The sequence below is a fragment of the Grimontia sp. THUN1695 genome (assembly GCF_059704325.2).
Map to the genome: position 1 here is coordinate 1,946,551 of NZ_AP046577.1, position 23,967 is coordinate 1,970,517.

Below are 23,967 nucleotides of genomic sequence, written 5' to 3' on the forward strand. Positions count from 1 at the left end.
TAGCCTATTGGATAAACAATGGTGGTGGCTGGATGTTTCACATGTATTCATTAATCTTCAAATATAAAAAACACACCATTTCATGGTGCTAGTATATTACGGTTAGATTAAATTATTGGTGATTAATTATAATTCTTGACTATACTTTCATGCTATCTGAATAATTTACTAACACTCTAAACATGGCATATACATAAATAGTTGGGATTTAGCCATTCATGCGGACACCCTGTGGGTAGGGGTCATTTCATAATATTCAGAAAAACTGCTAAAACCTCATCTCCGGTTAGGGTGATTCAGAATATGATCCTCCCAATCAATCACGTCGATTTCATACACTACTTTCTCACGCACAGACTGATTCGCAGCGTGCATGGCTTCTTTTGAGCCAGTGATCAGCGGGTGCCACTTTGGCAGCATGTTACCCTCTGCCAGTAAACGGTATGAGCAGGTATCCGGCAACCAGTAAAACTCTTCAATTTTATCGCGGGTCAATTTCAGGCAATCTTCATCATAGCTAAAGCGGTTAGGATAATCTTTACATGAGCAGGTTTTGTCGTCCAACAGGCTGCAGGCGATATTGGTGTAATACAACTCCTCAGTATCTTCATCAATCAATTTATGAAGGCAACACTTGCCGCAGCCGTCGCACAGCGATTCCCATTCCGCATCTGTCATTTCGGCCAGTGATTTTTGTTCCCAGAAAGCCATTGCCATACTTCCCCGTACCTACCAGTCAATGTTAAGAAAGGCGCCCGTTATACCACCCAGTACAAAAAGTGCAAGCATCAGACAAAATCTCTTCATTTTACAACTGCTTGTCAGAGGGTTATATGCATCGACCCGCAATACTTTGCATTCACAGGATGTGAGTGGTACTGTGCGCACCCACTATGAGGACTGGATTATCACTTCGCAATCAAAGGTAAGAAATGAGTGAACCTACAATAAGTTGCCGTTTAGGCTGTGGTGCTTGCTGCATCGCACCCAGCATCTCCTCCCCTATTCCAGGCATGCCAAACGGCAAGCCCGCCGGAGTGCGCTGTATCCAGTTGAGCGATCAAAATCTTTGTAAGATTTTTGGCCAACCTGAGCGCCCGGCAGTATGCCACCAGTTCAAAGCCGACCGGGATATCTGTGGCTGTACCAACCAGTATGCCATTAAGGTGTTGACAGAATTGGAAGCGCTAACCTAGCCCCCTCCCCTAAGTAGGTATTATCACCAATCTATTCTGGACAAAACATATCCCACCCGATCACAGATCCGTCTCGACACACCAACGGAAGAATGTGTCGTATTTAGAAAGCGCCTTTTGTTTAATCAGTTGAGATACAACAAAGCGAGCCGGACAGCTCGCTTTGAGCTTGTGTGTGAGAAAGAAAAACTAGTGCACGTGACCGTGCTCAACCTCTTCAGCAGTGGCGTCACGCACTTCACGGATCACACCGTCAAATGACAATACCACACCTGCCAGTGGGTGATTGCCATCAATGGTCACTTCGTCACCGTCAATCGCAACGATGGTCACCTGAATGTTGCCTTGTGGCCCCTGTGCGTTAAACACCATGCCCACTTCCAGTTGTTCTACGCCCTGAAACACCCCACGTTCAACCTTTTGGATCAGGGCTTCATTACGTTGTCCATACGCATCGTCAGGTTGGATTTGAACAAAAAATTCTTCACCTTCTGCGCGACCGGCAAGCGCCTGTTCCAGGCCCGGAATAATGTTACCCGCACCGTGCAAATACGCTAAAGGATCTTGACCTTCCGACGTATCAATCAGCTGTCCGTCTTCGTCTTTTACCGTGTAGTCAATTTTTACGACTTTGTTTTCTTCAATCATCTTGCCATCCTTTGTCGGCAGCGAATTTATGTATCGTATCTTTAAGCCGGAAAATCGACCCGAAAGAGTGTCAAGGACAGAACGCCACAGACAGATACCCGTTCATCTCTCTGACTGTAACACAGTGAGCAAAGCACTAAAAAAATCGGCCCCGTTGCAGCGTTTTGATTCCTAAAAACGTGAACTCAGACCGATCTCATTGATTTTAATGGTTGAAAATTAACGCCACAGCGCCTTTATCGGGTAATCCCTGCGAAAGCGATGGGCGATTTGGGCCTGCAGCAATTCAGCAGTTGCAATGGCATCGGTCAACGCATTATGTCCTTGATAAAAAGGCAAGTTGTAGCGGCGGCGACTGTCCGCAAGCCGGATAGACGTCAGCGGCTTTTTCAACACACGGGACCAAAATTTCTGGATAGGCTTACGATAGTACCAGGATTCAATCTCAAGCGTGTCCACTACCGGAAACAACAAGCTTTCCCCGAGCCGGCTTTTCACGGCAGCTTCTAGGAAATCACGCTCGATACAGCGGTAATGCACCACCACGATTTTCCCTTCCAGTGAGGCCAGCACTTCTTCCAGAATACGGCGCAGGTCCGGTGCGTCACTGACATCAGAATGGGTAATACCGTGAAAAACCACAGACTCAGCTTCAAGCGGCCTTCTTGGTTTCACAATCCAGTGTTTGGCGTCGCGGCAGTAAATACGGTCAAGGGTAAACGGGACCAATCCGATACTGATAATGTCGTTCTGGCTGGGATCCAACCCCGTGGTTTCCAGATCCAGTGCAACAAACTGCACGTCAGAAACCGGGGTATCGCCGCTTACTACGCCGCATTGGTAAAAACGCTTAAGCAGTGGCACCTTCGCCTTTTGCTCCAACCGTTTTATCAGGATAGGCCAGTCAGGGCCCGCTTCTACCAGCGGCGCCCCTTTATTCGGTTCAAGGAATAACATGCTGCGCTCCTAGTTACTGCGGTTTGGCTGGTAACGGTATTTCAGGAACTTTTGCGCATTACTCATGATTTGGAAGGCATCTTTGAGATTCCGGCGCTCAAATTCAGACAGGTTTTCCGGCTCGATGTTGTTGTCCGGGTCAATTTCCTGCGCCACATCAAATGCTTGGTGACGAATGCGGACCATAGAGATAAATTCCATCGCATCGCGAATGTCCTCACCCCGTCCTTTCGGCAAAATGCCTGCCTCAATGATGTCGTCCAGACGTTCAAAGGAGTTTTGTGAACGGGAACCGACCGCCAACGCATGAACACGGATCAAATCAGCCAATGGCGCTGTTCCCCGGCGTTTCAGATTCATGGAGTTCTTATGGCGGCCATCCTGTTCCATCACAAAGTTTTTGAAAAAGCCCAGTGGTGGCGTGCGGTTCAGGGCATTTCGTGCCATACATGCCAGAAAACGGTTGTTGCGCTTTGCGCGACGGCAAATAAAGGCTTTGAGCGTCTCCGCCCAGTTAGTTGCACCGTAAACGCCATCCAAATCGAAGAAAATATTGCTGTTAAGTAAAGATTGCGGATTCGGTTGATCAATCCAGTCGGCAAACGTCTCTTCCCACTCAGTGCGGGTTTTACGCCACTGCGGATTAGTTGCCATGATATTACCGGTACAATAGCTATACCCGCATCGGGCAAGACCATCACAGACAAACGTCGCTAATGCCGCAAAGTACTCACCGTGCTCCACTTCATCATATTTGTCGTCAAGGATAATGGCGTTATCCTGATCAGTCACAATCAACTGCTCATCACGGGCCATGGAGCCAAGCGCCAGAAAGCAATAAGGCACCGGCGGTGGTCCAAGCGCCTCTTCTGCCAGTTCCAGCAGGCGCTGTTTAAAACTGCGGCCGATGACCGCCATGGCTGAGCCAATCATATGAGAATTGGCATCTTCCGACACCATACGCGAGAAACAGGCAGGCACATCTTTCGACAGCACTTCGAGATCATCCACCGTCTGCTGGCGGAAAATGCTGCTCACAATCACCAAGCTGCTCTGCGATTCGTATCGAACAATGTCAGACAGGGCTACCACCCCAATCGGCTTTTGATTTTTCAGGATAGGCAGGTGATGCAGGTTATTGCGAAGCATGGTCAACATGGCTTCAAATACGTAGGCATTGTGATCCAGGGTGATGATTTGCGGCGTCAGGATTTCACTGATCGACGTTTCGTACGCCAGCCCATCCGCCACCACGCGGGAACGTAAATCACTGTCAGTGATAATGCCAGCTATACGCTCCTGCTCAACACCGTCTTCGTCGCTTTCCATCGTCATCACCAGCAAAGAAGAAACCTCTTCGTCTGTCATGATTTGCGCTGCATAGCGAACGGAAGATTCACAATCAACAGTGACAGGGGAGCGAAGAATAAGATTGGTGACTTTCGATGTGGCCAGGTCACTGCTATCGCGATGGCTTTCCACAGCATTACGCAGTCGCAAACCATCCTCTACTTCCATAAAGTCAGAGAAAGATTCAAAGCGATCGCAAAGATCGTCAAACACAGTATCAGGAAGAAAGTAAATCAGGCTGTCTTCAATGGCTTTGGCCGGGAAACGCGCACGACGGCTTCTCATCAGGCCCCATTGACCAAATGTTCCTCCTTCTGACAACCGGTTGAACAGCTCCCCTTTGCGGCGATAAATTTCCACCACCCCACTGCGCACAATGCATAAATCCTGAACCGCTTGGCCGTATTCATAAATCTGGGTACCAGCACGGAAATAAGATATTTCCACCTGCTTGGCAGCATTATCGACTTCCTCAACAGGCAGTTCATCAAATGGAGGATGTTGTTTGAGAAACGCTGCGATTTCTATTTGTTCCGCTTCCATGACTTCTCAATCTATCAATACATCATTCCCAAAGGGACCGACGTTTAAACTACATACCAGACAAAACGGGGCAGACGTTTTGTCTGCCCCGTTTTAGCGATTTACCAATCTAACTTCTCGGTTCAGACATTAAGCCTTTTATCACCGAAACACAGGCAACCAGCAACACAAGGGTGAACGGAAAGCCGGTTGATACGGCCATCGCCTGCAAAGCGACCAGACCACCACCGAGCACCAGTACAATGGCTACCAGCCCTTCAAACGTACACCAGAAAACACGCTGTGGTACCGGTGCATCTACCTTACCACCCGCAGAGATGGTATCAATTACCAGTGAACCGGAATCCGACGAGGTGACAAAGAATACCACCACCAGGATGATACCAATGAATGAGGTGATAGATGCTAAAGGCAGGGCATCCAACATCGCGAACAGTTTCACCGGCAAGTCCGCTTCAGACACTGCGGTGTAACCATCATTGACCAGTTGGCTAATCGCCGTGCCGCCAAACGCCGTCATCCAAAGCACACAAGCCAGCGATGGGATCAGCAGTACGCATACGATAAATTCACGCACTGTGCGGCCACGGGATACACGCGCAATAAACATACCCACAAATGGTGACCATGAAATCCACCACGCCCAATAGAATGCTGTCCACCCTTGAGTGAAATTAGCATCTTCCCGCCCGAATGGGTTCGCTAACGCCGGGAGGTGTTCAACATACGATGCCAGATTGCCAAAAAAGCCGCCAAGGATAGCCAAGGTCGGCCCCATAACAATCACAAAAAGCAACAGAGCAATGGCCAGCATCATGTTAATTTCAGACAGACGCTTAACCCCAGCATCCAGACCAGCCATGACGGAAACCAAAGCCAATGCCGTAATACAGGTTACCAACACAATTTCCGTTGTTGTCCCAAGTGGCACCCCAAAGAGGTAGTTCAAACCGGCAGCAGCCTGCGAAGCGCCAAAACCGAGCGATGTAGCCAGACCAAACAGGGTGGCAACCACAGCCAGAATATCAATCACATGCCCTACCCAGCCCCAAACGCGCTCGCCAAAAAGTGGGTAAAACACAGAGCGCATGGTGAGCGGCAACCCTTTATTGAAAGAAAACAGCGCCAGTCCCAACGCCAGAATTGCGTAGATAGCCCAAGGGTGCAAACCCCAGTGATAAATGGTGGCTGCCATCGCCAGCTCTTTTGCACCTTGCACATCGCCCGCCGCCGCACCAAGCGGTGCCCAGTCAGTACGGATGCCGTTTTCAGCGGTAATTCCCGCAAAGGAAGAAGCATAATGGGACATGGGCTCAGACACGCCGTAGAACATCAGGCCAATCCCCATGCCTGCGGCGAACAGCATGGAGAACCAGCCAACATACGTGTAATCCGGGGTTGCTTCGGTTCCACCGAGACGCACCCTACCGAGCGGACTGACAACCAGAGCCAGACAGGTGATAACGAAAATATCGCCTGCTGAAAGGAAAAACCAATCCAGGTTTGAGGTTAACCAACTGCGAAGGTCACCCAAAAACGGGGCGACATCTTTTTGGAAGGCGAGGGTGATAAATACAAACAGCGCAACAGCCAAACCAGAAATCAGGAAAACACGGTTGTGAATATCAAGCCCAAATGGGCCCACTTTCAGCGCAATATTGTCCTGTCCAATCTGATAATCTGTGTCTATGGGGTTAACGTTACCGTCTGGCCTCATTAACTCATCATGACTTTTATCGCTCACAGTAAACTCCTTGTCCGTTTAGCGAATTAAGTAGCTAATGGCGTTGAATATGCAGGGTGAGATCGCGGAAAACCACGTTTTCCATCATCAGGCATATTGAACGCTCACTAACTTCAGGTTTTGGGCCTGTTTGGCCCTAAAGACCAATAATACTCTAACATATCCTTCGTGCTCAATGCTTCAACAATGGGAGACACATCAAGTTAACTGCTGTTATTAATGAACTATTACTCATTCTCTTGTGTAAACCCTGCAGACAGCCGAGGCAATTAAACATTGAACCCTAAACATTAACGTTATGCAGTGGCCTGCTATTTCTATCCTTTGTCGAACGCCTCAGCGTTATAAATGCGTCGCTACCGGGCCTTTGTCGATCGGTTTACCATTGTTGACTTCTAACTATTGAGATTCTAAAAAGAAAAATCCGGGCGCATGCACCCGGATAGAGGAAGGCTTATTTGCGTGGTTCTGACATCAGTCCCTTCACCAGGGAGAACGCGCACATCAGCAGAACGATACAGAACGGCAAGCCGGTAGATACTACCATCGCCTGCAGCGCACCAAGGCCGCCCCCCAATAGCAGGGAAACCGCCACCAGACCAACAAACGAACACCAGAAGATGCGTTGTGGTACCGGCGCATCCACTTTACCGCCCGCAGAAATGGTATCGATCACCAGTGAGCCAGAGTCCGATGAGGTGACAAAGAACACCACCACCAGAATAATCCCAATCAGCGATGTGATACTTGCCAGTGGAAGACCATCCAGCATGTTAAACAGTTGCAGCGGCAAATCAGCATCCACAACTGCGCGGTAACCGTCCTGCAGCTGTTCAATTGCTGTGGTGCCGAAGGCTGTCATCCACAGCACACAGACTGAAGTTGGGATCAACAACACACAGATAATGAATTCACGCACTGTGCGACCACGGGAAACGCGGGCAATGAACATCCCTACGAATGGCGACCAGGACATCCACCATGCCCAATAGAATGCCGTCCAGCCTTGGGAGTAGTTGGTATCTTCACGGCCAAATGGCATGGAAAGCGCAGGCAGGTTCTCTAAATACGCCATCATGTTGGTGCCAATGCTGGTGAAAATCGACAGGGTCGGCCCAACGATGATCACAAACACCATCAGCAGCGTTGCCATACCCATGTTGAACTCAGACAGGCGTTTCACACCGGCATCCAGCCCCGCGACCACAGAAGCCAGAGCCAGTCCGGTAATCGCAATGATCAGCACGACCTGCGTGGTGATCCCGCCCGGAATATCAAACAGGAAGTTCAGGCCTGCCGCCGCCTGAGATGCGCCAAAACCCAATGACGTTGCCAGACCAAACAAAGTCGCAACCACGGCAGTAATATCAATAATGTGGCCCGGCCACCCCCAGATACGCTCACCAAAGATAGGATAGAAAATGGAGCGGATGGTCAAAGGCAAACCTTTATTGAAGGAAAATAATGCCAGCGACAAGGCGATCAGGGCATAAATGGCCCAAGGATGAAGCCCCCAGTGGTAAATAGTTGCCGCCATACCAAGATCTTTCGCTGCAGCCATATCGTCCGCAGCGCCACCCAAAGGTGCCCAGTCAGTGCGAACGCCATTCGCCTCAGCTACGCCACCAAAAGAAGACGCATAGTGGGACAAAGGTTCAGACACACCGTAGAACATCAGGCCAATCCCCATGCCTGCGGCGAACAGCATGGAAAACCAACCAACATAGGTGTAATCGGGCGTCGCTTCCGTACCGCCCAAGCGAACACGGCCAAGGGGGCTAAAGATTAAAAGCAAACAAAGGATAACAAACAGGTTACCGGCACCAATGAAGAACCAGTCCATCTGGGCGGTGAGAGTGTTTCGCATTGCGTTGAACAGCGGGCCAACAGAGTGACGAAACAACAAAGTGATCAACACGAACAGTGCAATCATCCCACCTGAGACCACAAATACCCGGTTGTGGATGTCCAACCCAAAGGGGCCAATTTTCAGCGCGATATTGTCCTGGCCTACCTGATAATCAGTATCGATAGGCGTCACTGCACCATCCGGCGACATTAATTCATCGTGACTTTTATCACTCACAACGACAACTCCATTTTTTGATAGGCATAAGGCACAGTTCGTGCCTAGTTAAACGCGCACTATCACAGTTTTGGATAGTGAGGTAAAACAAAAATATCTTATTATATCCAATTGATTTAATGATATAAAATATTCAGAGAGCACTTACAATCTTCAACATTCAGACCAAAAATATATATTTTCAAAAATGCAAAGAAAAATACACATCAAATCCAATTAAGATGAAGAAGGTAGGTGTCGGCTTGTGCCAGTACCGCATCCCGTTCTTCCTGCGGCTTATTGTCCCAGTTTCGATAGACCATGCCGGCTCTTGGATTGACGGCAATGATGTCACGGTGCTTTTCCATAAAGCGCCAGTAAAGACTGTTGAGCGGACAGGCAGCTTCCCCCACTTTTTCTTTCACCTTGTAGTGGCAACTTGCGCAATGGTCGCTCATCTTCTGGATATAGTTGCCACTTGCACTGTAAGGCTTGGTCGCCAGTAAGCCACCGTCAGCAAACAAGGCCATACCACGGGTGTTGGGTAACTCCACCCATTCAATCGCATCGATGTAAATGCCGAGGTACCAGCTATCAACCTCTTTGGGATCCAGCCCCGTCAGGAGGGCAAAGTTGCCGATTACCATCAGGCGTTGGATATGGTGCGCGTAGGCGTAGTCAAGCGACTGTTGTATCGCTTGCTTCATGCAGGCCATCCGGATGTCGCCCGTCCAGAAAAAGTCTGGCAGCGGGCGCTCTGCGTTCAACCTGTTTATGGTTTCATACGCTGGCATGTTTGCCCAATAAAGACCACGGACAAATTCCCGCCAGCCAAGGATCTGGCGGACAAACCCTTCGACCTGATTCAGGGTAATGCCACTGTTCGGCGTACGGTATGCCTTAATCGCCGCCTCAATCACCTGCATCGGGTGCAGCATTTTACTGTTCATAGAAAAGGCAAGCCGGGAGTGGTAAAGGCTCCAGGCATGGGGAGAATGTGAGGTCATCGCATCCTGAAAGCGGCCAAATTGCGGCAAAAGATGGCGACAAAAATAATCGAGCAACGACAGGGACTGCCGCCGGGTTACTGGCCAAAGCAAAGTGTTTTCGGGCTTTCCTATGGTTTGAACGCCATGGCGGGTAAGCCGCTCAAGAATATCAGACACGTCGTTGGCAAAGGCCAGAGGCTGCGGAATAGCCGCCAGATCTTGCGTTGTCAGTTTGGCGCGGTTTTCTTTATCGTAATTCCACTTTCCCCCTTCCGGCTTGTCGCTATCCATCAACACACCAAAGCGGCGGCGCATCTTGCGGTAGAAAGATTCCATCAAGTGATGCTTCCCGGCGGTAAACAGAGTGTTGATATCACTGTCTGGCAACAAAAAGTGTTCAGTGCTTACCTCGGATGAAGAAATGGGTACTGCACCGGCAAACGTCCGAAGCTGTTCACGGAGCCGGTATTCATCTGGCGTCTGGTAACTAAAATGCGTAACACCATATTGGTTAATCTTGCATGCCAGCAGTTCATCCAGCCCACTGAATGTCTGGGCATCATCCAGCGTAAGGTGTTCAACATGATGTCCCGCCGACGAAAGCGCATCGGCAAACCCAGCCATCGCGGCGAAAAAGGCACACACTTTCTGGACATGGTGGCGCACGTAGTCAGTTTCCTGCCTAAGTTCAGCAATCAGGTACAAAACGCCATCATCAGGCTTGCTATACCAAGAGTGGCTGGCATTAAGCTGGTCGCCAAGAATGAGTCTTAAGGTGTGAAACTGGGTCATTGATTCGCAGCCATTTCTGTTTTCTAACAACAGTATGCATTACGACACGGGAAAGTGAGGGATCAAAAAAACGCCAGACATTCAGGTCTGGCATTTTTCTTCGCAAAGTGTGTGTTATTGCGCGTGGGGTTTGAACACGATTTTCTCGTCTTCTTCTGCCGCTTTCATGTCGTTGAAGCGTTTTTCATCCAACGCCCCTTCGCTTTTCGCCACAATACAGGTCACCGCACAGTCACCGGTAATGTTAACCGCAGTACGGATCATATCCAGCAAGCGATCAACCCCCATAATCAGGGCAATACCTTCCAGTGGCAGCCCCACCTGGTTCAGCACCATTGCCAGCATTACAAGGCCAACGCCCGGTACACCCGCGGTGCCGATAGACGCCAATGTTGCAGTCATGATCACCGTCATGTAATCGGCCATCGTCAAGTCGACATTAAACGCCTGGGCGATAAATACGGTAGCAACCCCCTGCATCATCGCAGTACCATCCATGTTGATGGTAGCTCCCAATGGGATAGTAAATGCAGCAACCCTATTATCAGCACCCATACGACGGGTTGTGGTTTCCATTGACACCGGAATGGTGGCATTGGAAGACGCTGTAGAGAACGCAAACATGATGGCGTCTTCCATTTTCTTCAGAAATGTTACCGGACTCAGACCACTGAATACTTTCAGCAAGGTGGTATACGTCACCAGCGCATGCAATACCAGTCCACCCGCCAGAACGAAGAAGTATTCCGCCAGACTCACAATCGCTGACAATCCCAGCGATGTAAACAGCTTAGCCATCAGGCAGAACACACCGTACGGTGCCAGGTTCATCAGCAAGGCAACCAGCTTCAGGATCACTTCGTTTAAATCGCGGAAGAACGCAGCAACACGCTCACCCGGTTGGCCGGAAGCACTGATCGCGATACCAAACAGTAAGGCAAAAATGATAATTTGCAGGGTGTTGCCTTCTGCCATTGAGCTTATTGGGTTGGTAGGGAACATGCCTACAATAACATTCCCCAGGGAAGGCGCTTCCGTTGACTGGAATGCCGAGGCCGCAGAAAGATCGGCACCTTTACCCGGGCCAAACAACAATGCCAGACTCATGGCCAGAGTAATGGCAATCGCGGTGGTACCCAGATAGAAAATCAGGGTTTTCCCCCCCAATCGTCCCAGTGTCGCAATGTCTTTCAGCGCACTGGTGCCACAGACCAGAGACACAAATACCAACGGCACAACCAGCATTTTCAAACTGGCGACAAAAATCTGCCCACCCACGTCAAACAGGCCATTGACGATATATTCGTTAACGAAGCCGTCTTCGCCAAACAAAACACGAATAGCAAACCCGCTCACAATACCCAGCACCATGCCGATAAGAACACGGGTCGTCAGGGACATCTTGTTGGTTTTCGCATTCATCACCGAATACTCCTTTTCAATTCGTAACGTGCTTGTCACATTCAGGGGAAAGGAGATTAGCAGCGGAGTGACGGTATTAGGTATGCCCTTTTCATGGCGTTTAGTTACTTTTACGCATCCCGTCACACATTTAAAAACACAAAAACAAAGATTTAAACAATAAAATAACAATAAACAAAACTTTTAGAACATTTTGTGCTCAATGGTTTTTCCATATATTAATGGGAAAAGAAAGAATTAAGGACAGGATGTGTATAAAAAAACCAACACTTGGCGATACAAACGGGAATGGCAGAGGCAAAACCGGATCAGCGCGAGGCCAATCCGGCGGGTAGGTTTCTAAGCAGTGATGGTGAAACCCGTCAGCGATGCAGCGGGCTGCATCCTTCAGGCTTCATTTAAAACACCCACCAACTCTTCAATGTCTTCATGCTTATCGCTGGTCGATAACCACACCATATACAGATCGTTGGCCATCGCAGGGCTATCTTTCACTTTATGCAAAGCACCCGCGTCAATCCAGGGCTGAGCAAGGGTCGATGGCAGGAAGCCAACCCCACCGCGGTTTAACAGAAACTTCAGCGCTGGCTGGCAGGCATGGCTGTGCAGCATCGGCGTACGCTGTAACGTCATAATACGGCTGTGCTCCAAACCAAAACGCGTCCCCCAGTCCAGATAGACCATGGGCAACTCACTGATACTGTCCATGTCCTGATCGGGCTCACTTGACACCAGAAACAGTTCAAACGATGTGATCCTGTGTTGCTGTAAATCCGCCAGTTTTGGCGGTTCACTGGTCAGCACCACATCTACCTGTTTTTCAAGCAATGCCGTGGAGACCTGTTGACGATTGAGTGATTCTGTACGCAGTGCCCAATCTGGCCGGGCTGATTCAATACGCTCCAGCCAGTCGCTGCAACTGTCCATTTCCCAGATAAGGGACGTTGCCCCGACCGTCACCTGTTGCTGATAGGCGCCGGTCAACGCAACATCCTGACGGGCACGCCCCCAAGTCTGCAAAATACTCTCCGCATAAGGGACAAAACGCTCTCCTGCAGGCGTTAATCGCAAATCACCGCGTTTGCGGGTAAAGACAGGCGTGCCCAGTTTTATTTCAAGCTGGCGTATACGAAAACTAACCGCTGACTGGGTTAAATAGAGATTGGTCGCCGCCTTGCCGAAGTGTCGGGTTTTGTTCACTTCCAAAAACGTGCGTAAAAGATCAGTATCCATAATCAGCAATTAATAAAAATAAATTCGTCAACCTGCGTTATCAGGGAAAACCCTGATCGGGTCAAGGCTAAAACGCACAATTTAGCTCGTTTTCAGTTCAATTGAACGAGATTGCGCCCCGGTAATCGCCATAAAACACCTTTACGGAACGGAATTTCATCATTTTTATCACCACCTGTCCAACAGTTCAGACAATCCACCGCCCTTACACAACCATTACCTAATGCTAACAGAACCCAGTGATTTATGAGCCACAGTATATGGGCTGCAGCAAAATCAACTAGGGTCCAACGACCTTTTGAACTAATTAACTTAACTCCAATGGAAAAAGGAGCAATAGAAATGAACATGCTTAAAACGTTGATGTTAGCCTTCGCGGTACTTTTCTCAGGCTTGGCACTTGCCAGTGAATCGACAACTGACTGCCCAGAAGGTTCAGACGCACCGGAATGCCAGCTGCCAGATGACAGCGGCACCAACTACACCAACTAAGACACTCGCTCATTGACATAAGGCGCACCCCTTACCCTTCGGTTTTAGATAAGATGTGCCAACACCTTGCAGTCAGAAACACGGTCTGGCTGATCTTTCTCTAGGCGACACGCCAAAAAGGCCAGTGGGTATCACCACTGGCCTTACTTAATTGTGCCTGCCTTCAGACCGCCTGAAAGCATATTTAGCTAACTTCCCTCGCCAATCAGTCGCGCAGGTAAATCATCCAATACCAAATGCCTACAAACATACCGCCGCCGATGATATTCCCTATAGTCACAGGAATAAGGTTATTCAGAATAAAGTCGGTCATATTCAGGCCTGCAAAGTCTGCGGCACTCATGCCCGTCATCGCCCAGAATGTGTCCGGGGCAAACGTTTTAATACCCATCGCCATCGGTACCTGAAACATGTTGGCAATACAGTGTTCAAAGCCTGCTGACACAAACATTGCCACCGGCAGGATCATCACCAGAATTTTATCCGTCAATGTACGGCCTGAATAGGTCATCCACACAGCAATACACACCAGCACGTTACACATGATGCCAAGCGCCACTGCCTGTAAGAAGCCGTGATGCAGTTTGTGCTCTGCAATCTTCATCGTGTTAATACCCACCTGGCCATTATCGAACATATACTGCTGTGCGACCAACATACAAGCCACCAGCAGGATAGCCCCCACCAGATTACCACCATAGACCACCAGCCAGTTTCTAAACAAAGCCCCCCAAGTGATCTTTCCACTGGCTCGTGCCACTAATGTGAGTACCGAACTGGTGAATAGCTCACCACCAGTAATGATCACCAGGATTAACCCCAGACTGAATGCAATACCACCGACAAAACGGCTCATGCCCCAAGGTATATCACTGGCACCGGTTGTCACGGTCGTGTAGAAAATAAAGGCAATACCGATATGGATACCGGCAGAAATCGCCAGAAGAAACGATTTGAATGGGTCTTTGGTTGCTTTCGCCACACCAATTTCTACAGCACGCTCCGCGATCTGCGGCGGTGGCAGAGAGTCAAACTGAATAAAATTCATGGTTAATAGCACTTTGTATGAACAGGAAGGGCGCGGATAATCTCTCTATTTCCTTATTTTTTCAAGGGGTAATTTCATCCTGTTTCATGCAGAAAAATGTGAACCTTCATCGACCCAAAAGGTTCGAAACAAAGTAAGTGGAACTGGCTATGAAAGAGTGATGATTTTCTGCACATTTCACTTTCCAGCAAAAAGAAAGTACAGATCCAGGGACACAAATCAGAGCACTCACACATTTCTGACGCAGTGAGCTTGTGAAGTAATGCCAAGTGCCACAACACTTTAAGGTCTGTTGATTGTTGGCCATTCTTTTTTGCAGACACAGCCCCCCCTGCCCACAGACAAGGAGAGAGTCGTTCGGTGCTAGCCTATTTACTACGGCGGTTATTACTCGTCGTTCCTACATTCCTTGGCATTACATTGGTGATCTTTGCCATTACCCGCTTTGTGCCGGGCGGCCCGGTTGAACGCATGCTCGCCCAAACCCAGTTTATGCAGGAAGGGGCAGACCAAAACCAGAGCTTTCAGGACAACTCTGCACTGGATGAATACCAGTTAGAGGAACTGAACGCCTTCTACGGCCTCGACAAACCGGTCATAGATGCTTACTGGGAGTGGCTAAACCGATTACTGGTGCTCGATTTTGGCGAATCTACCCGCTATTACGAACCGGTGCTGGACATGATTGCCGAGCGTCTGCCGGTGTCGATGTTTTACGGCGGCATGACGTTCCTGATTGCCTATCTGGTGTCGATACCGCTCGGTTACTATAAAGCGGTAAAACACAACACCGCCTTCGACAATGCCTCTTCGGTGCTGATTTTCGTGGGTTATGCCCTGCCCGGTTATGTCGTCGGTATCTTGCTTTTAAGCGTGTTTTCCTTCCACCTCGACTGGTTTCCGATGGGCGGGTTTACCTCGGATGATTTTGACGATCTCGACACCAAAGGGGCGATGATCAAAGACGTTCTCTGGCATGCCGTATTGCCGCTGATTTGTTACGTCATCGGGGATTTTGCCACCCTGACCATCACCATGAAAAACAACCTGATGGAAAACCTGTCTGCCGATTACATCCGTACCGCGATTGCCAAGGGGCTGCCGTTTAAAGATGCGGTACGTAAACACGCGATGCAGAACAGCCTCATTCCGCTGGCGAGCCATTTCGGTAACTCATTGCTGTTCTTCCTGACCGGTTCTTTCCTGATTGAAGTGGTGTTCAATATCGACGGTATTGGCCTGCTTGGTTATGAAGCCATTATGGAAAGGGATTACCCGGTAGTAATGGCCATCGTAGCCCTGAACGCCGCCTTGCTGCTGGTCGGCAATATCGTTTCAGACATCTGTGTGGCACTCGTTGATCCACGGGTAAGGTTTGGTGAATGATGATGACCCTCAGCCCCCTTACGCAAAAGAAGATCACACGCTTCAAGGAAATCAAACCCGGCTACTGGTCTTTTCTTGTCCTGTCTACGTTGCTGGTGCTGTCTCTGTTTGCCGAGTTTTTCATCAACAGCAAAGCCCTGATGGTGCGCTACAACGGCGAGTTTTACTTCCCGGTGGTCAGTGATGTGCGCCTTGGTACTGAGTTTGGACAGGACTACCAAAGCGAAGCCAACTACCGCGAGCTGCAAGTCCTGTTTGAGCAAGAAGACAAAGGTAATTTCGTTATCATGCCCTTGGTGCCGTGGAACCCGTATGAGCAGGACTTTATCGAAGGGGAGTTTCCGCCTTACGCACCAAGTGTTGAATCCCAGCACTACCTCGGCACGGATGTGATTGGCCGTGATGTACTGGCCCGCCTGTTCTATGGTTTTCGCATCGCCATGATGTATGCCCTCACCACCATGACCGTCTGCTTTGCCATCGGCACCGTCATTGGTTGTGCCATGGGCTTTTTCGGCGGCAAGTTCGACCTTATCAGCCAGCGGTTGATTGAAGTCTGGTCAATGATCCCTTTTCTCTACGTCATCATGATACTGGTCTCCATCACCAAACCGACCTTCACCCTGTTTGTCGCCATCAACGTGATATTCGGCTGGATGGGCATCACCTGGTATATGCGCACCATGACGTACAAAGAATCTGCCCGGGAATACGTGATGGCGGCCCGCGCACTTGGCGCCTCCACCCTCCGTATCCTGCTGAAACATATCTTGCCCAATACCATGGTAATGGTGATCACCCTGGCTCCCTTTACTGTTGTGGCCAACATTACCGCATTGACCGCACTGGATTATCTCGGTCTTGGCCTTGCACCTCCGACACCGAGTTGGGGGGAGCTGCTGCAACAGGGAAAATCAAATCTCGACAGCCCGTGGATTGTTACCTCAGTGGTGACCGCCACGGTGTTGGTGCTCACCATGGTGACCTTTATTGGCGATGCGGTGCGCGCCGCGTTCGACCCGAAAAAATTCACCCGCTATGTCTGACAAGGAAGTGACCATGTTTACATTGACGATGTTAAAACCAATCACACTTGCCGCCTTTACCGCACTCACCTTCACCACGCACGCCGCCGAGCTTCCTGCCAACCTGAACTGGCAGACAAACTGGGACGATCCGGTTTTTGCTTCTGATAACGCCAAGCGTGGTGGTATATTGCGCACCCATTTAGCCAGTTTTCCGCTGACGCTGCGAAGCATAGGACCCGATTCCAATGCTGGCCTTCGCAGTTATTTTCTCGATAACGTACCGGGACTGGTAACTCGCCACCCGGACACGCTCAACTGGATCCCATCCATCGCCACGGAATGGGCTTACGCGTGGGACAACAAAACGCTCTATTTCAAGCTCGACCCAAAGGCCAAATGGAACGATGGTGAGCCGCTCACCGCAGATGACTTTGTGTTTATGCTCCAGTTCTACCGCTCAAAGGATATCGTCGCCCCCTGGTACAACGACTACTACACTAAGACCATCGCTGATGTGGTGAAAATTGATGACCATACTATCGCGGCCAGCACCGTGGACGAGAAAAATCCGGAGGAACTCATGCGCACAGTTGGCGGACTGGTTCCACGCCCCCAGCATTTTTACCAGTCAGGTAAAGACAATAACGGGGACGGCGTAGACGATAACTTTGTCCGCAAATACAACTTTAAGCCTGAGCCCACCGCAGGCCCCTACTTTGTCGACAACATCAAAAAAGGGAAAAGCGTGACGTTCAAACACGTGGGTGATGACTGGTGGGGATATGGTAACAAGTACTACCAGAACCGCTACAATGTCGACAAAATCCGAATCACCGTGATTCGTGATACCGATGTCGCCAGACAACATTTCGAAAAAGGAAAACTGGATACTTATGACCTCACCCTCCCGGAAATCTGGCATGAGAAAACCAACGGGGAAGCCTACCAGAAGGGTTATATTCATAGGTTTTGGGGTTTCAATGAAACACCGCAAGGAGGAGGCGGATTGTGGCTGAATACAGCCATACCGCTGCTGGACGACATCAACGTGCGTCGCGGCATTCTCCATGCCACCGATTTTGATGGACTGATTGAGAAGCTTATTCGTGGAGACTACCAGCGTAAACCCCACGCAATAGGTTCAGGGCATGGTAATTATTCCTGGCCTGATGCCAAAGCACCGGACTTCAACATAGATAAAGCCATTGAATACTTCGTCAAAGCAGGGTTTGAAAAAGTCGGCTCAGACGGTATTCGGGTCAATGATAAAGGTGAGCGGCTTTCGTTTGAGTTGGTATACCCTCTCGCGTTTTTTACGCAACGTATGGCCTACCTTAAAGAACAGGCAAAATTGGCAGGTCTGGCGTTTTCACTGAAGCTCATTGATGGTGCCACTGGCTTTAAATACGTATCGGAGAAAAAACACCAGATTGCATTTATCAATATGGGGGCAAATGAAACCCCTGGCTATTGGCAATATTTTCATTCTGACAACGCCAATAAACCACAAACCAACAACTTTACCAACTTCAGCACCCCCGAGCTTGATCAGCTGATTGACCAGTATCGGGCTGAATTCGACGTCAGTAAAAAGCATCAGTTGTCACAAGCGATGCAACGCATCATTCAAGAAGCCGCTGTTGTCGCCCCAAGTTATAGCGTTCCATGGACACGACAAGGTCATTGGCGCTGGATCAGATACCCAGAGAATCCTATGCAAAAATGGACAGGTACCCTTCTCACTGTCGGCGGTGCGATAGGCGACAGTACCTTCTGGATTGACGAAGACATGAAAAAAGAAACCCTCGATGCCATGGACAGTGACAAGGCATTCGCCCCCGTGACAGTGATTGATGATCGCTACAAGCAATAAGGCAGAAAAGATGGCAGAACCGATTCTCAGCGTTCGCGGACTGGAAACCGAATTCACCACCGATGACGGAGTGGTGAAAATCCTTCGTGGCGCGAACTTAGATGTCATGGCTGGCCGGACGCTGGGCTTGGTGGGCGAATCGGGCAGCGGCAAGAGTGTGACCGCTATGTCTATCATGGGCCTGCTCCCTAAACCTTATGGACAGGTTACTACCGGCGAGATCCGCTATCGCGGCACCGATCTGGTTCACCTGCCACCGGAAGAGATGTACCGTATGCGCGGCAACCGGATATCGATGATTTTCCAGGATCCGATGACCGCCCTGAACCCGGTGCATTCCATCGGCAAACAGCTTATGGAAGTGCTGGCGCTGCACAACCCCGCTATGGACAGGAAAGCACAACGGGCCGAGGCCCTCAATATGCTGGAAAAAGTCCAAATCCCGATGCCCCAAAAGCGGTTGGATGAATATCCGCACAACCTTTCCGGCGGGATGCGTCAACGGGTGATGATTGCGATGGCGCTTGCCTGCAGGCCAGACATTCTCATCTGTGACGAGCCGACAACGGCGCTTGATGTGACCGTGCAGGCCTCAATCCTTGACCTGATGAATGACCTTCAGCAAGAAACCGGCATGGGGATGATTTTTATCACCCATGACTTGGGCGTGGTGGCGGAAATCTGTGACGATGTGGCCGTGATGTATGGCGGCAAAATTGTCGAGAATGCCGATGTCTTCACCCTGTTTGACCATCCCCAGCATCCCTACACCCAGCGCTTGCTCGGCCTGATGCCAAACCTGTCCAGTGAATCCAAACAGCTGATCGATATTCCTGATATCGACCCTGACCTGTTCCCGGAATATCGAGGTTAACCATGGAAACGTTGCTAAGCATCGACAACCTTTGCAAACACTTCGTCTCCGGCAAAGGCATTTTCAAAAAGGGCTACACCATCAAAGCGGTGGACGGTGTTTCTTTCAGTGTAAAACGTGGCGAAACCCTCGGCCTTGTTGGCGAATCCGGCTGTGGCAAGAGCACCCTTGGGCGCACGATTCTCAAGCTCTACGAGCCCACCGGTGGCAAGATTTTCTTTGAAGGCCAAGACATCACTGACCTCAGCCCGCGCGCCATGCGCCCGCTGCGCAAAGAGATGCAAATCGTGTTTCAGGATCCGCTGGAATCGCTCAACCAGCGCCACACCGTCGGCATGATTCTGGAAGAGCCTTTTGAGATCCACCGCGTCGGCACACGCAGTGAACGCAAGCAATGGGTCAGGGAATTGCTGGAAAAAGTCGGGTTACCGCCAGCATCCGTCAGTCGCTACCCGCATGAGTTTTCCGGCGGCCAGCGCCAGCGTATCGGCATTGCCCGTGCAATTGCACTTAAGCCTAAACTGCTGATTTGTGATGAATCTGTCTCGGCGCTGGATGTGTCAGTGCAGGCGCAAATTCTGAACCTGCTTTTAAAGCTGCAACAGGAAATGAACCTGGCGATGATTTTTATCTCCCACGATCTTTCTGTTGTGCGTCAGGTATCCGATAACATCGCAGTGATGTATTTCGGCAATGTGGTCGAATACGGCGACACGAAAACCCTGTATGCCTCACCACAACACGAATACTCCCAAACGCTTTTGTCTGCCGTACCAGTTAACCACCCCAAAGACCGCAGGAAGAAACGGCAGGCAGAGCTGATGCAAGCACGAAGCTAACGCCGCAATGCTTCAATGCGCTTCTGGGCGCGGGACAGGGCATCATCAACGGTCAGGATCCCGCGCAACATCTTGTGAATTTCTTCACCCAGTATTGCCACAATATCACTGAATTCAGGCACTGGCGGCCTCGGCCAGTTGTGGATTTCCCCTTTTCGCTCCAGCTCATCCACGGTTTCAAAAATGCTGCTGAACTGCTGTACTTCCGGGTCGGCACTGGTTGAAAAACGTGGACTGGAAAAACTGCCGTTCAGGGTGTACCACTTCATCAGGTCTGGACGACTCAGGTAAGTCATCATCTGCCAGTTTTTCTCCAGCCTGTCATCTGCAAGGTTAGCAGGGATCACCAGCGAAAATCCCCCGATAGGCGAAACCGGTTTAGCCCCCGGTCCCGGCGGACTGACCGTGTACCCCACTTTGCCATGCGCCTCGCAGCTTTCATCCATTTCAATCATGGCCGCCCGGATAGACCAGCCATAAGTCATGGCGGCCTTTCCTTCCGAAAACAGGCGAATACGCTGATCCCAGTTGCAATGCAGGCTGGCAGGATGGGAATATTTCAACAAAGCCAGCAGGAATTCTGCCGCAGCCCGTCCCCCCTCACTGTTTACTTTGGGGTGCAGCTTTTGGCTTTCTATGCCTTCAACAGTGTACTCGTCCCCGATTTTGGGCAAGTCAATCACAGGCTGACCGAATGCCGCCATGGTCTGCAAAAAGGTTTGGGCCACCGGTGTTCCCTGCCCGCAGTTAAGCACAATGCCATAAAGTTCCGGCTTCAGGTTATGCAAGGCTTTGGCGCAACTCAACAGGGTTTCCGTGCTCGATGGTGGAGGCAACCCCAGCGACTGGAAAAGATCTTTGCGGTAAAACAACAGCTCGACTGTGGGCTGGATGGGGATACCATACTGCTCTCCCCGGTAGGACGACCCTTTCCAGGCGGAGGTATGATAATCACTGAACCGGTAGCGGTGCTTTTCAATCAGCGCCGTCAGCGGTGTGATGGCCCCCCGCTCAACAAACTCACCAAACCAGGGTAAATCTACTGCCATAATGTCGTATTTGGACGAGGGCAGAGCCGCATTTTCTATCACTTCATCGTGCAGCGCATCCAGCGACAGATTAACCACCTCCAGTTTCCCGCCACAAAGCTCATTAAGGTTTCGCGACATGTCACTCAAGGTTTTAAACGTCGGATCAGACGGACAGAGAATACGCACAACCCGGTCATAACCTATCCCTTCCTCCATCACACTGGGGTAAGGAATAAGCCGCGAGCCCATATAGGACGCCCCGAAGTAATAGTCGTTTTCTTCCCGGTTTTTGCCATAGCCCCGCTGACTGAAACCAAACGTATGTCCCACCAGTGATTTCAGCTGGTGGGCGTAATTTTCAAACTCAGCAATCATCTTCTCTGTCGGGTGCAGGGAGAATGACTTCCCAGTGCGGGTGCGGGCACGTTTTAGCAGCATGCCTTCATCAACCAGTTCGCCAATCCTGCGCATCGCCGTGGCATAGGGCACATTAGAGGCCATGGCAATCGAGGTAATGGTCAGCAACTTCCCTTCAAAATGCCTCCGGATAACAAACGCGATAATGTTCCAGCGTGCATCGGTCAGTGAAAGGTTGTTGCCATCTTCTACCAACTTCCGTGTTGATTCGGTAAAGTCCAGAATCCTCAAGAGTTCTTCCCGGGTCATCCTTGTCCCTCTGTACTGCATATCCAGTGAGTATAGACACGGTGGCAAAACCACCGCCTCTCGATCATGAAAGAATATCCATTTTGGATACAAACGTGCCCCAGCCTTTTCCCCGGTTGTGAAAAACTCAAAGGGTTTCAGAACCATTTCTCACGGAGGGAAAGAGATGTCGCAGGAACAGACGGATTTTGTGGTGGTTGGTGCAGGCTCTGCAGGCTGTGTTGTCGCAGGGAGGCTCAGCGACGCCGGTTACAATGTAGTATTGCTGGAAGCAGGAGGGAAGGACAGCAACCCCTGGATTCACATTCCTTTAGGCTATGCCAAACTCTACGCCAATCCCAACGTCAATTGGTGCTACACCAGTGAACCGGAGCCCAACATGCACAACCGCAGGCTCCACCAGCCACGGGGAAAAGTACTGGGCGGCACTGGCTCTATCAATGGCATGATTTATGTGCGCGGGCAGCCAGAGGACTTCAACCGGTGGGAAACCGAAGGCTGTGAAGGCTGGGGGTTTGACAGCGTCCTGCCTTTCTTTAAAAAAAGCGAGCATCAGGAGAGAGGGGCTGACGCGTTTCACGGCATCAACGGCCCGGTCTGGGTGTCTGATCTGCCATCCACCCACCCGATTGCAGATGCGTTCAATCAGGCGTCGGTGAACCTTGGTGCACCGGAAAACCCTGATTTTAATGGTAAATCCCAACTGGGCACCGGCTATGTGCAGGTCAACACCAAAGATGCCCGTCGCTGGAGCACAGCAGCCGCCTATTTGCGTTCTAACCTTGGCAGAAACATAGATATACGCACCCATGTCACGGTACAGCGCATCCTTCTGGATAACGGCAAGGCAACAGGGGTTGAATACCGCGACAAGCGCGGCGTGACCAATACTGTCACCCCGTCCAAAGAAGTGATTGTCTGTGGTGGCACCTTTAATTCGCCACAACTGCTTGAGCTCTCCGGCATTGGCGACAGCAAGCATCTGGAAAGTGTCGGCATTACGCCAACACATCACCTGCCAGGCGTCGGCAACAACCTGCAAGATCATTTCGGTATTGGTCTGGAATACAAGTCGACTCAGCCATTGACGGTCAATGATCTGGCCAACAACCCGCTAAAAGGCGCCCTCGCCATGGCGCAATACATCCTGTTCCGGACCGGGCCGATGGCCAGCAATGGTAACTACTCCAACACCTTTATCAGCACAACCGGGGATGACGAACACCCGGATATGATGATCACCTTTATGGCCTGGTGTACCGGCGAAGATCTGCAGCCGCGCAAGTTTTCCGGCTTTACTATTCTGCCGGAACATATCCGTCCGGAATCCCGGGGATTTGTACATACCAAATCGGCCAATCCCGGCGATGCCCCGGCTATCCAGTTTAACTTCCTCTCAACCCAGTATGACCGGGAGGCCGCCATTGCAGGGCTTCGCCACGCAAGAAAAATCGCCGCAACACAGCCGATGAAGCAGTTTGTCGACAGTGAAATCAACCCGGGGCCCGACTACGAAAGTGACGAGCAATTGCTTGAACATTGCCGGGAATCCGGCCTGTCGCTGTTGCACCCGGTCGGCACCTGCAAAATGGGGATCGATGACATGGCGGTTGTCGACCCAAGGTTGCGCGTACATGGTGTCGAAAACCTGCGCGTGATTGATGCCTCTATCATGCCGACGATTGTGTCCGGCAATACCAATGCCGCCACCATGATGATTGGTGAAAAAGGGGCAGCAATGGTGCTGGAAGACTGGGCGTCTATCCCAATGCAGGCCGCAGGGAGGTAAGG

At 50.5% G+C, this 23,967-nt stretch carries 19 protein-coding genes; 8 read left to right on the forward strand and 11 right to left on the reverse strand.

Translation table 11 applies throughout. The features are described from left to right. Positions 1-276 precede the first annotated feature (276 nt). On the reverse strand, positions 277-717 hold the full coding sequence (locus tag AC6IB1_RS12360) for a YcgN family cysteine cluster protein (protein WP_040528496.1): 441 nt from the start codon (positions 715-717) through the stop codon (positions 277-279). A 215-nt stretch (positions 718-932) separates the two neighbouring features. Here AC6IB1_RS12360 and AC6IB1_RS12365 point away from each other — a divergent pair, with 215 nt between their 5' ends. Next, a complete protein-coding gene (locus AC6IB1_RS12365; protein WP_497566917.1) occupies positions 933-1,196 on the forward strand; it encodes a YkgJ family cysteine cluster protein in 264 nt (87 codons plus the stop codon). 189 nt (positions 1,197-1,385) lie between these two features. Here the strand turns inward: AC6IB1_RS12365 and AC6IB1_RS12370 are convergent, their stop codons facing one another. The 8 genes from AC6IB1_RS12370 to hdfR all read right to left on the reverse strand — a co-directional run bounded on the left by AC6IB1_RS12370 (position 1,386) and on the right by hdfR (position 12,939). Continuing rightward, a complete protein-coding gene (locus AC6IB1_RS12370) occupies positions 1,386-1,844 on the reverse strand; it encodes an FKBP-type peptidyl-prolyl cis-trans isomerase (protein WP_497566918.1) in 459 nt (152 codons plus the stop codon). A 219-nt stretch (positions 1,845-2,063) separates the two neighbouring features. Beyond that, a complete protein-coding gene (locus tag AC6IB1_RS12375) occupies positions 2,064-2,801 on the reverse strand; it encodes a 3'-5' exonuclease (RefSeq protein WP_497566919.1) in 738 nt (245 codons plus the stop codon). A gap of 9 nt (positions 2,802-2,810) precedes the next feature. After that, positions 2,811-4,694, reverse strand: coding sequence for a DUF294 nucleotidyltransferase-like domain-containing protein (locus AC6IB1_RS12380; protein WP_497566920.1), 1,884 nt, complete (start codon positions 4,692-4,694; stop codon positions 2,811-2,813). Positions 4,695-4,803: 109 nt separating this feature from the next. Continuing rightward, complete coding sequence (locus AC6IB1_RS12385; protein WP_497569137.1) at positions 4,804-6,411, reverse strand: BCCT family transporter; 1,608 nt, start codon at positions 6,409-6,411, stop codon at positions 4,804-4,806. A gap of 481 nt (positions 6,412-6,892) precedes the next feature. Continuing rightward, the gene (locus AC6IB1_RS12390; protein ID WP_497566921.1) at positions 6,893-8,524 is read right to left on the reverse strand and encodes a BCCT family transporter; all 1,632 of its coding nucleotides are present in this window, start codon (positions 8,522-8,524) and stop codon (positions 6,893-6,895) included. A gap of 206 nt (positions 8,525-8,730) precedes the next feature. Beyond that, complete coding sequence (locus AC6IB1_RS12395) at positions 8,731-10,284, reverse strand: cryptochrome/photolyase family protein (RefSeq protein WP_497566922.1); 1,554 nt, start codon at positions 10,282-10,284, stop codon at positions 8,731-8,733. 114 nt (positions 10,285-10,398) lie between these two features. Further along, positions 10,399-11,706: a dicarboxylate/amino acid:cation symporter gene (locus AC6IB1_RS12400; protein ID WP_497566923.1), complete on the reverse strand. Its 1,308-nt coding sequence runs from the start codon at positions 11,704-11,706 to the stop codon at positions 10,399-10,401. 387 nt (positions 11,707-12,093) lie between these two features. Continuing rightward, the gene (hdfR, locus tag AC6IB1_RS12405; protein ID WP_497566924.1) at positions 12,094-12,939 is read right to left on the reverse strand and encodes an HTH-type transcriptional regulator HdfR; all 846 of its coding nucleotides are present in this window, start codon (positions 12,937-12,939) and stop codon (positions 12,094-12,096) included. Between the two features lie 342 nt (positions 12,940-13,281). On the opposite strand from hdfR, the gene AC6IB1_RS12410 reads away from it, so the two are divergent. Next, positions 13,282-13,431: a hypothetical protein gene (locus AC6IB1_RS12410; protein WP_005503497.1), complete on the forward strand. Its 150-nt coding sequence runs from the start codon at positions 13,282-13,284 to the stop codon at positions 13,429-13,431. Positions 13,432-13,636: 205 nt separating this feature from the next. Here the strand turns inward: AC6IB1_RS12410 and focA are convergent, their stop codons facing one another. Further along, complete coding sequence (focA, locus tag AC6IB1_RS12415) at positions 13,637-14,479, reverse strand: formate transporter FocA (protein WP_497566925.1); 843 nt, start codon at positions 14,477-14,479, stop codon at positions 13,637-13,639. 360 nt (positions 14,480-14,839) lie between these two features. Between focA and AC6IB1_RS12420 the strand changes: the two genes are divergently transcribed. From AC6IB1_RS12420 to AC6IB1_RS12440, 5 genes are read left to right on the forward strand one after another with little or no spacing between them, the layout of a single operon-like run. Further along, positions 14,840-15,865, forward strand: a complete 1,026-nt coding sequence (locus AC6IB1_RS12420) for an ABC transporter permease subunit (RefSeq protein WP_497566926.1) — start codon at positions 14,840-14,842, stop codon at positions 15,863-15,865. After that, positions 15,865-16,911: an ABC transporter permease subunit gene (locus AC6IB1_RS12425; protein WP_497569138.1), complete on the forward strand. Its 1,047-nt coding sequence runs from the start codon at positions 15,865-15,867 to the stop codon at positions 16,909-16,911. The genes AC6IB1_RS12420 and AC6IB1_RS12425 overlap by 1 nt, the downstream gene beginning before the upstream one ends. Before the next feature lie 28 nt (positions 16,912-16,939). Continuing rightward, complete coding sequence (locus AC6IB1_RS12430; protein WP_497569139.1) at positions 16,940-18,766, forward strand: ABC transporter substrate-binding protein; 1,827 nt, start codon at positions 16,940-16,942, stop codon at positions 18,764-18,766. A gap of 10 nt (positions 18,767-18,776) precedes the next feature. Then, positions 18,777-19,640 carry an ABC transporter ATP-binding protein gene (locus AC6IB1_RS12435; protein WP_497566927.1) on the forward strand — a complete coding sequence of 288 codons (864 nt, stop codon included), beginning with the start codon at positions 18,777-18,779 and terminating at the stop codon, positions 19,638-19,640. A gap of 2 nt (positions 19,641-19,642) precedes the next feature. Continuing rightward, positions 19,643-20,479 (forward strand): ABC transporter ATP-binding protein, encoded by an 837-nt coding sequence (locus AC6IB1_RS12440; RefSeq protein WP_497566928.1) that lies wholly within the window; start codon positions 19,643-19,645, stop codon positions 20,477-20,479. Here the strand turns inward: AC6IB1_RS12440 and AC6IB1_RS12445 are convergent. Beyond that, entirely contained in the window at positions 20,476-22,176 is a 1,701-nt protein-coding gene (locus AC6IB1_RS12445) for an extracellular solute-binding protein (RefSeq protein WP_497566929.1), read from the reverse strand. The genes AC6IB1_RS12440 and AC6IB1_RS12445 overlap by 4 nt on opposite strands. 166 nt (positions 22,177-22,342) lie before the next feature. On the opposite strand from AC6IB1_RS12445, the gene AC6IB1_RS12450 reads away from it, so the two are divergent. Next, positions 22,343-23,965, forward strand: coding sequence for a GMC family oxidoreductase (locus tag AC6IB1_RS12450; protein ID WP_497566930.1), 1,623 nt, complete (start codon positions 22,343-22,345; stop codon positions 23,963-23,965). The last annotated feature ends 2 nt before the right edge of the window (positions 23,966-23,967 follow it).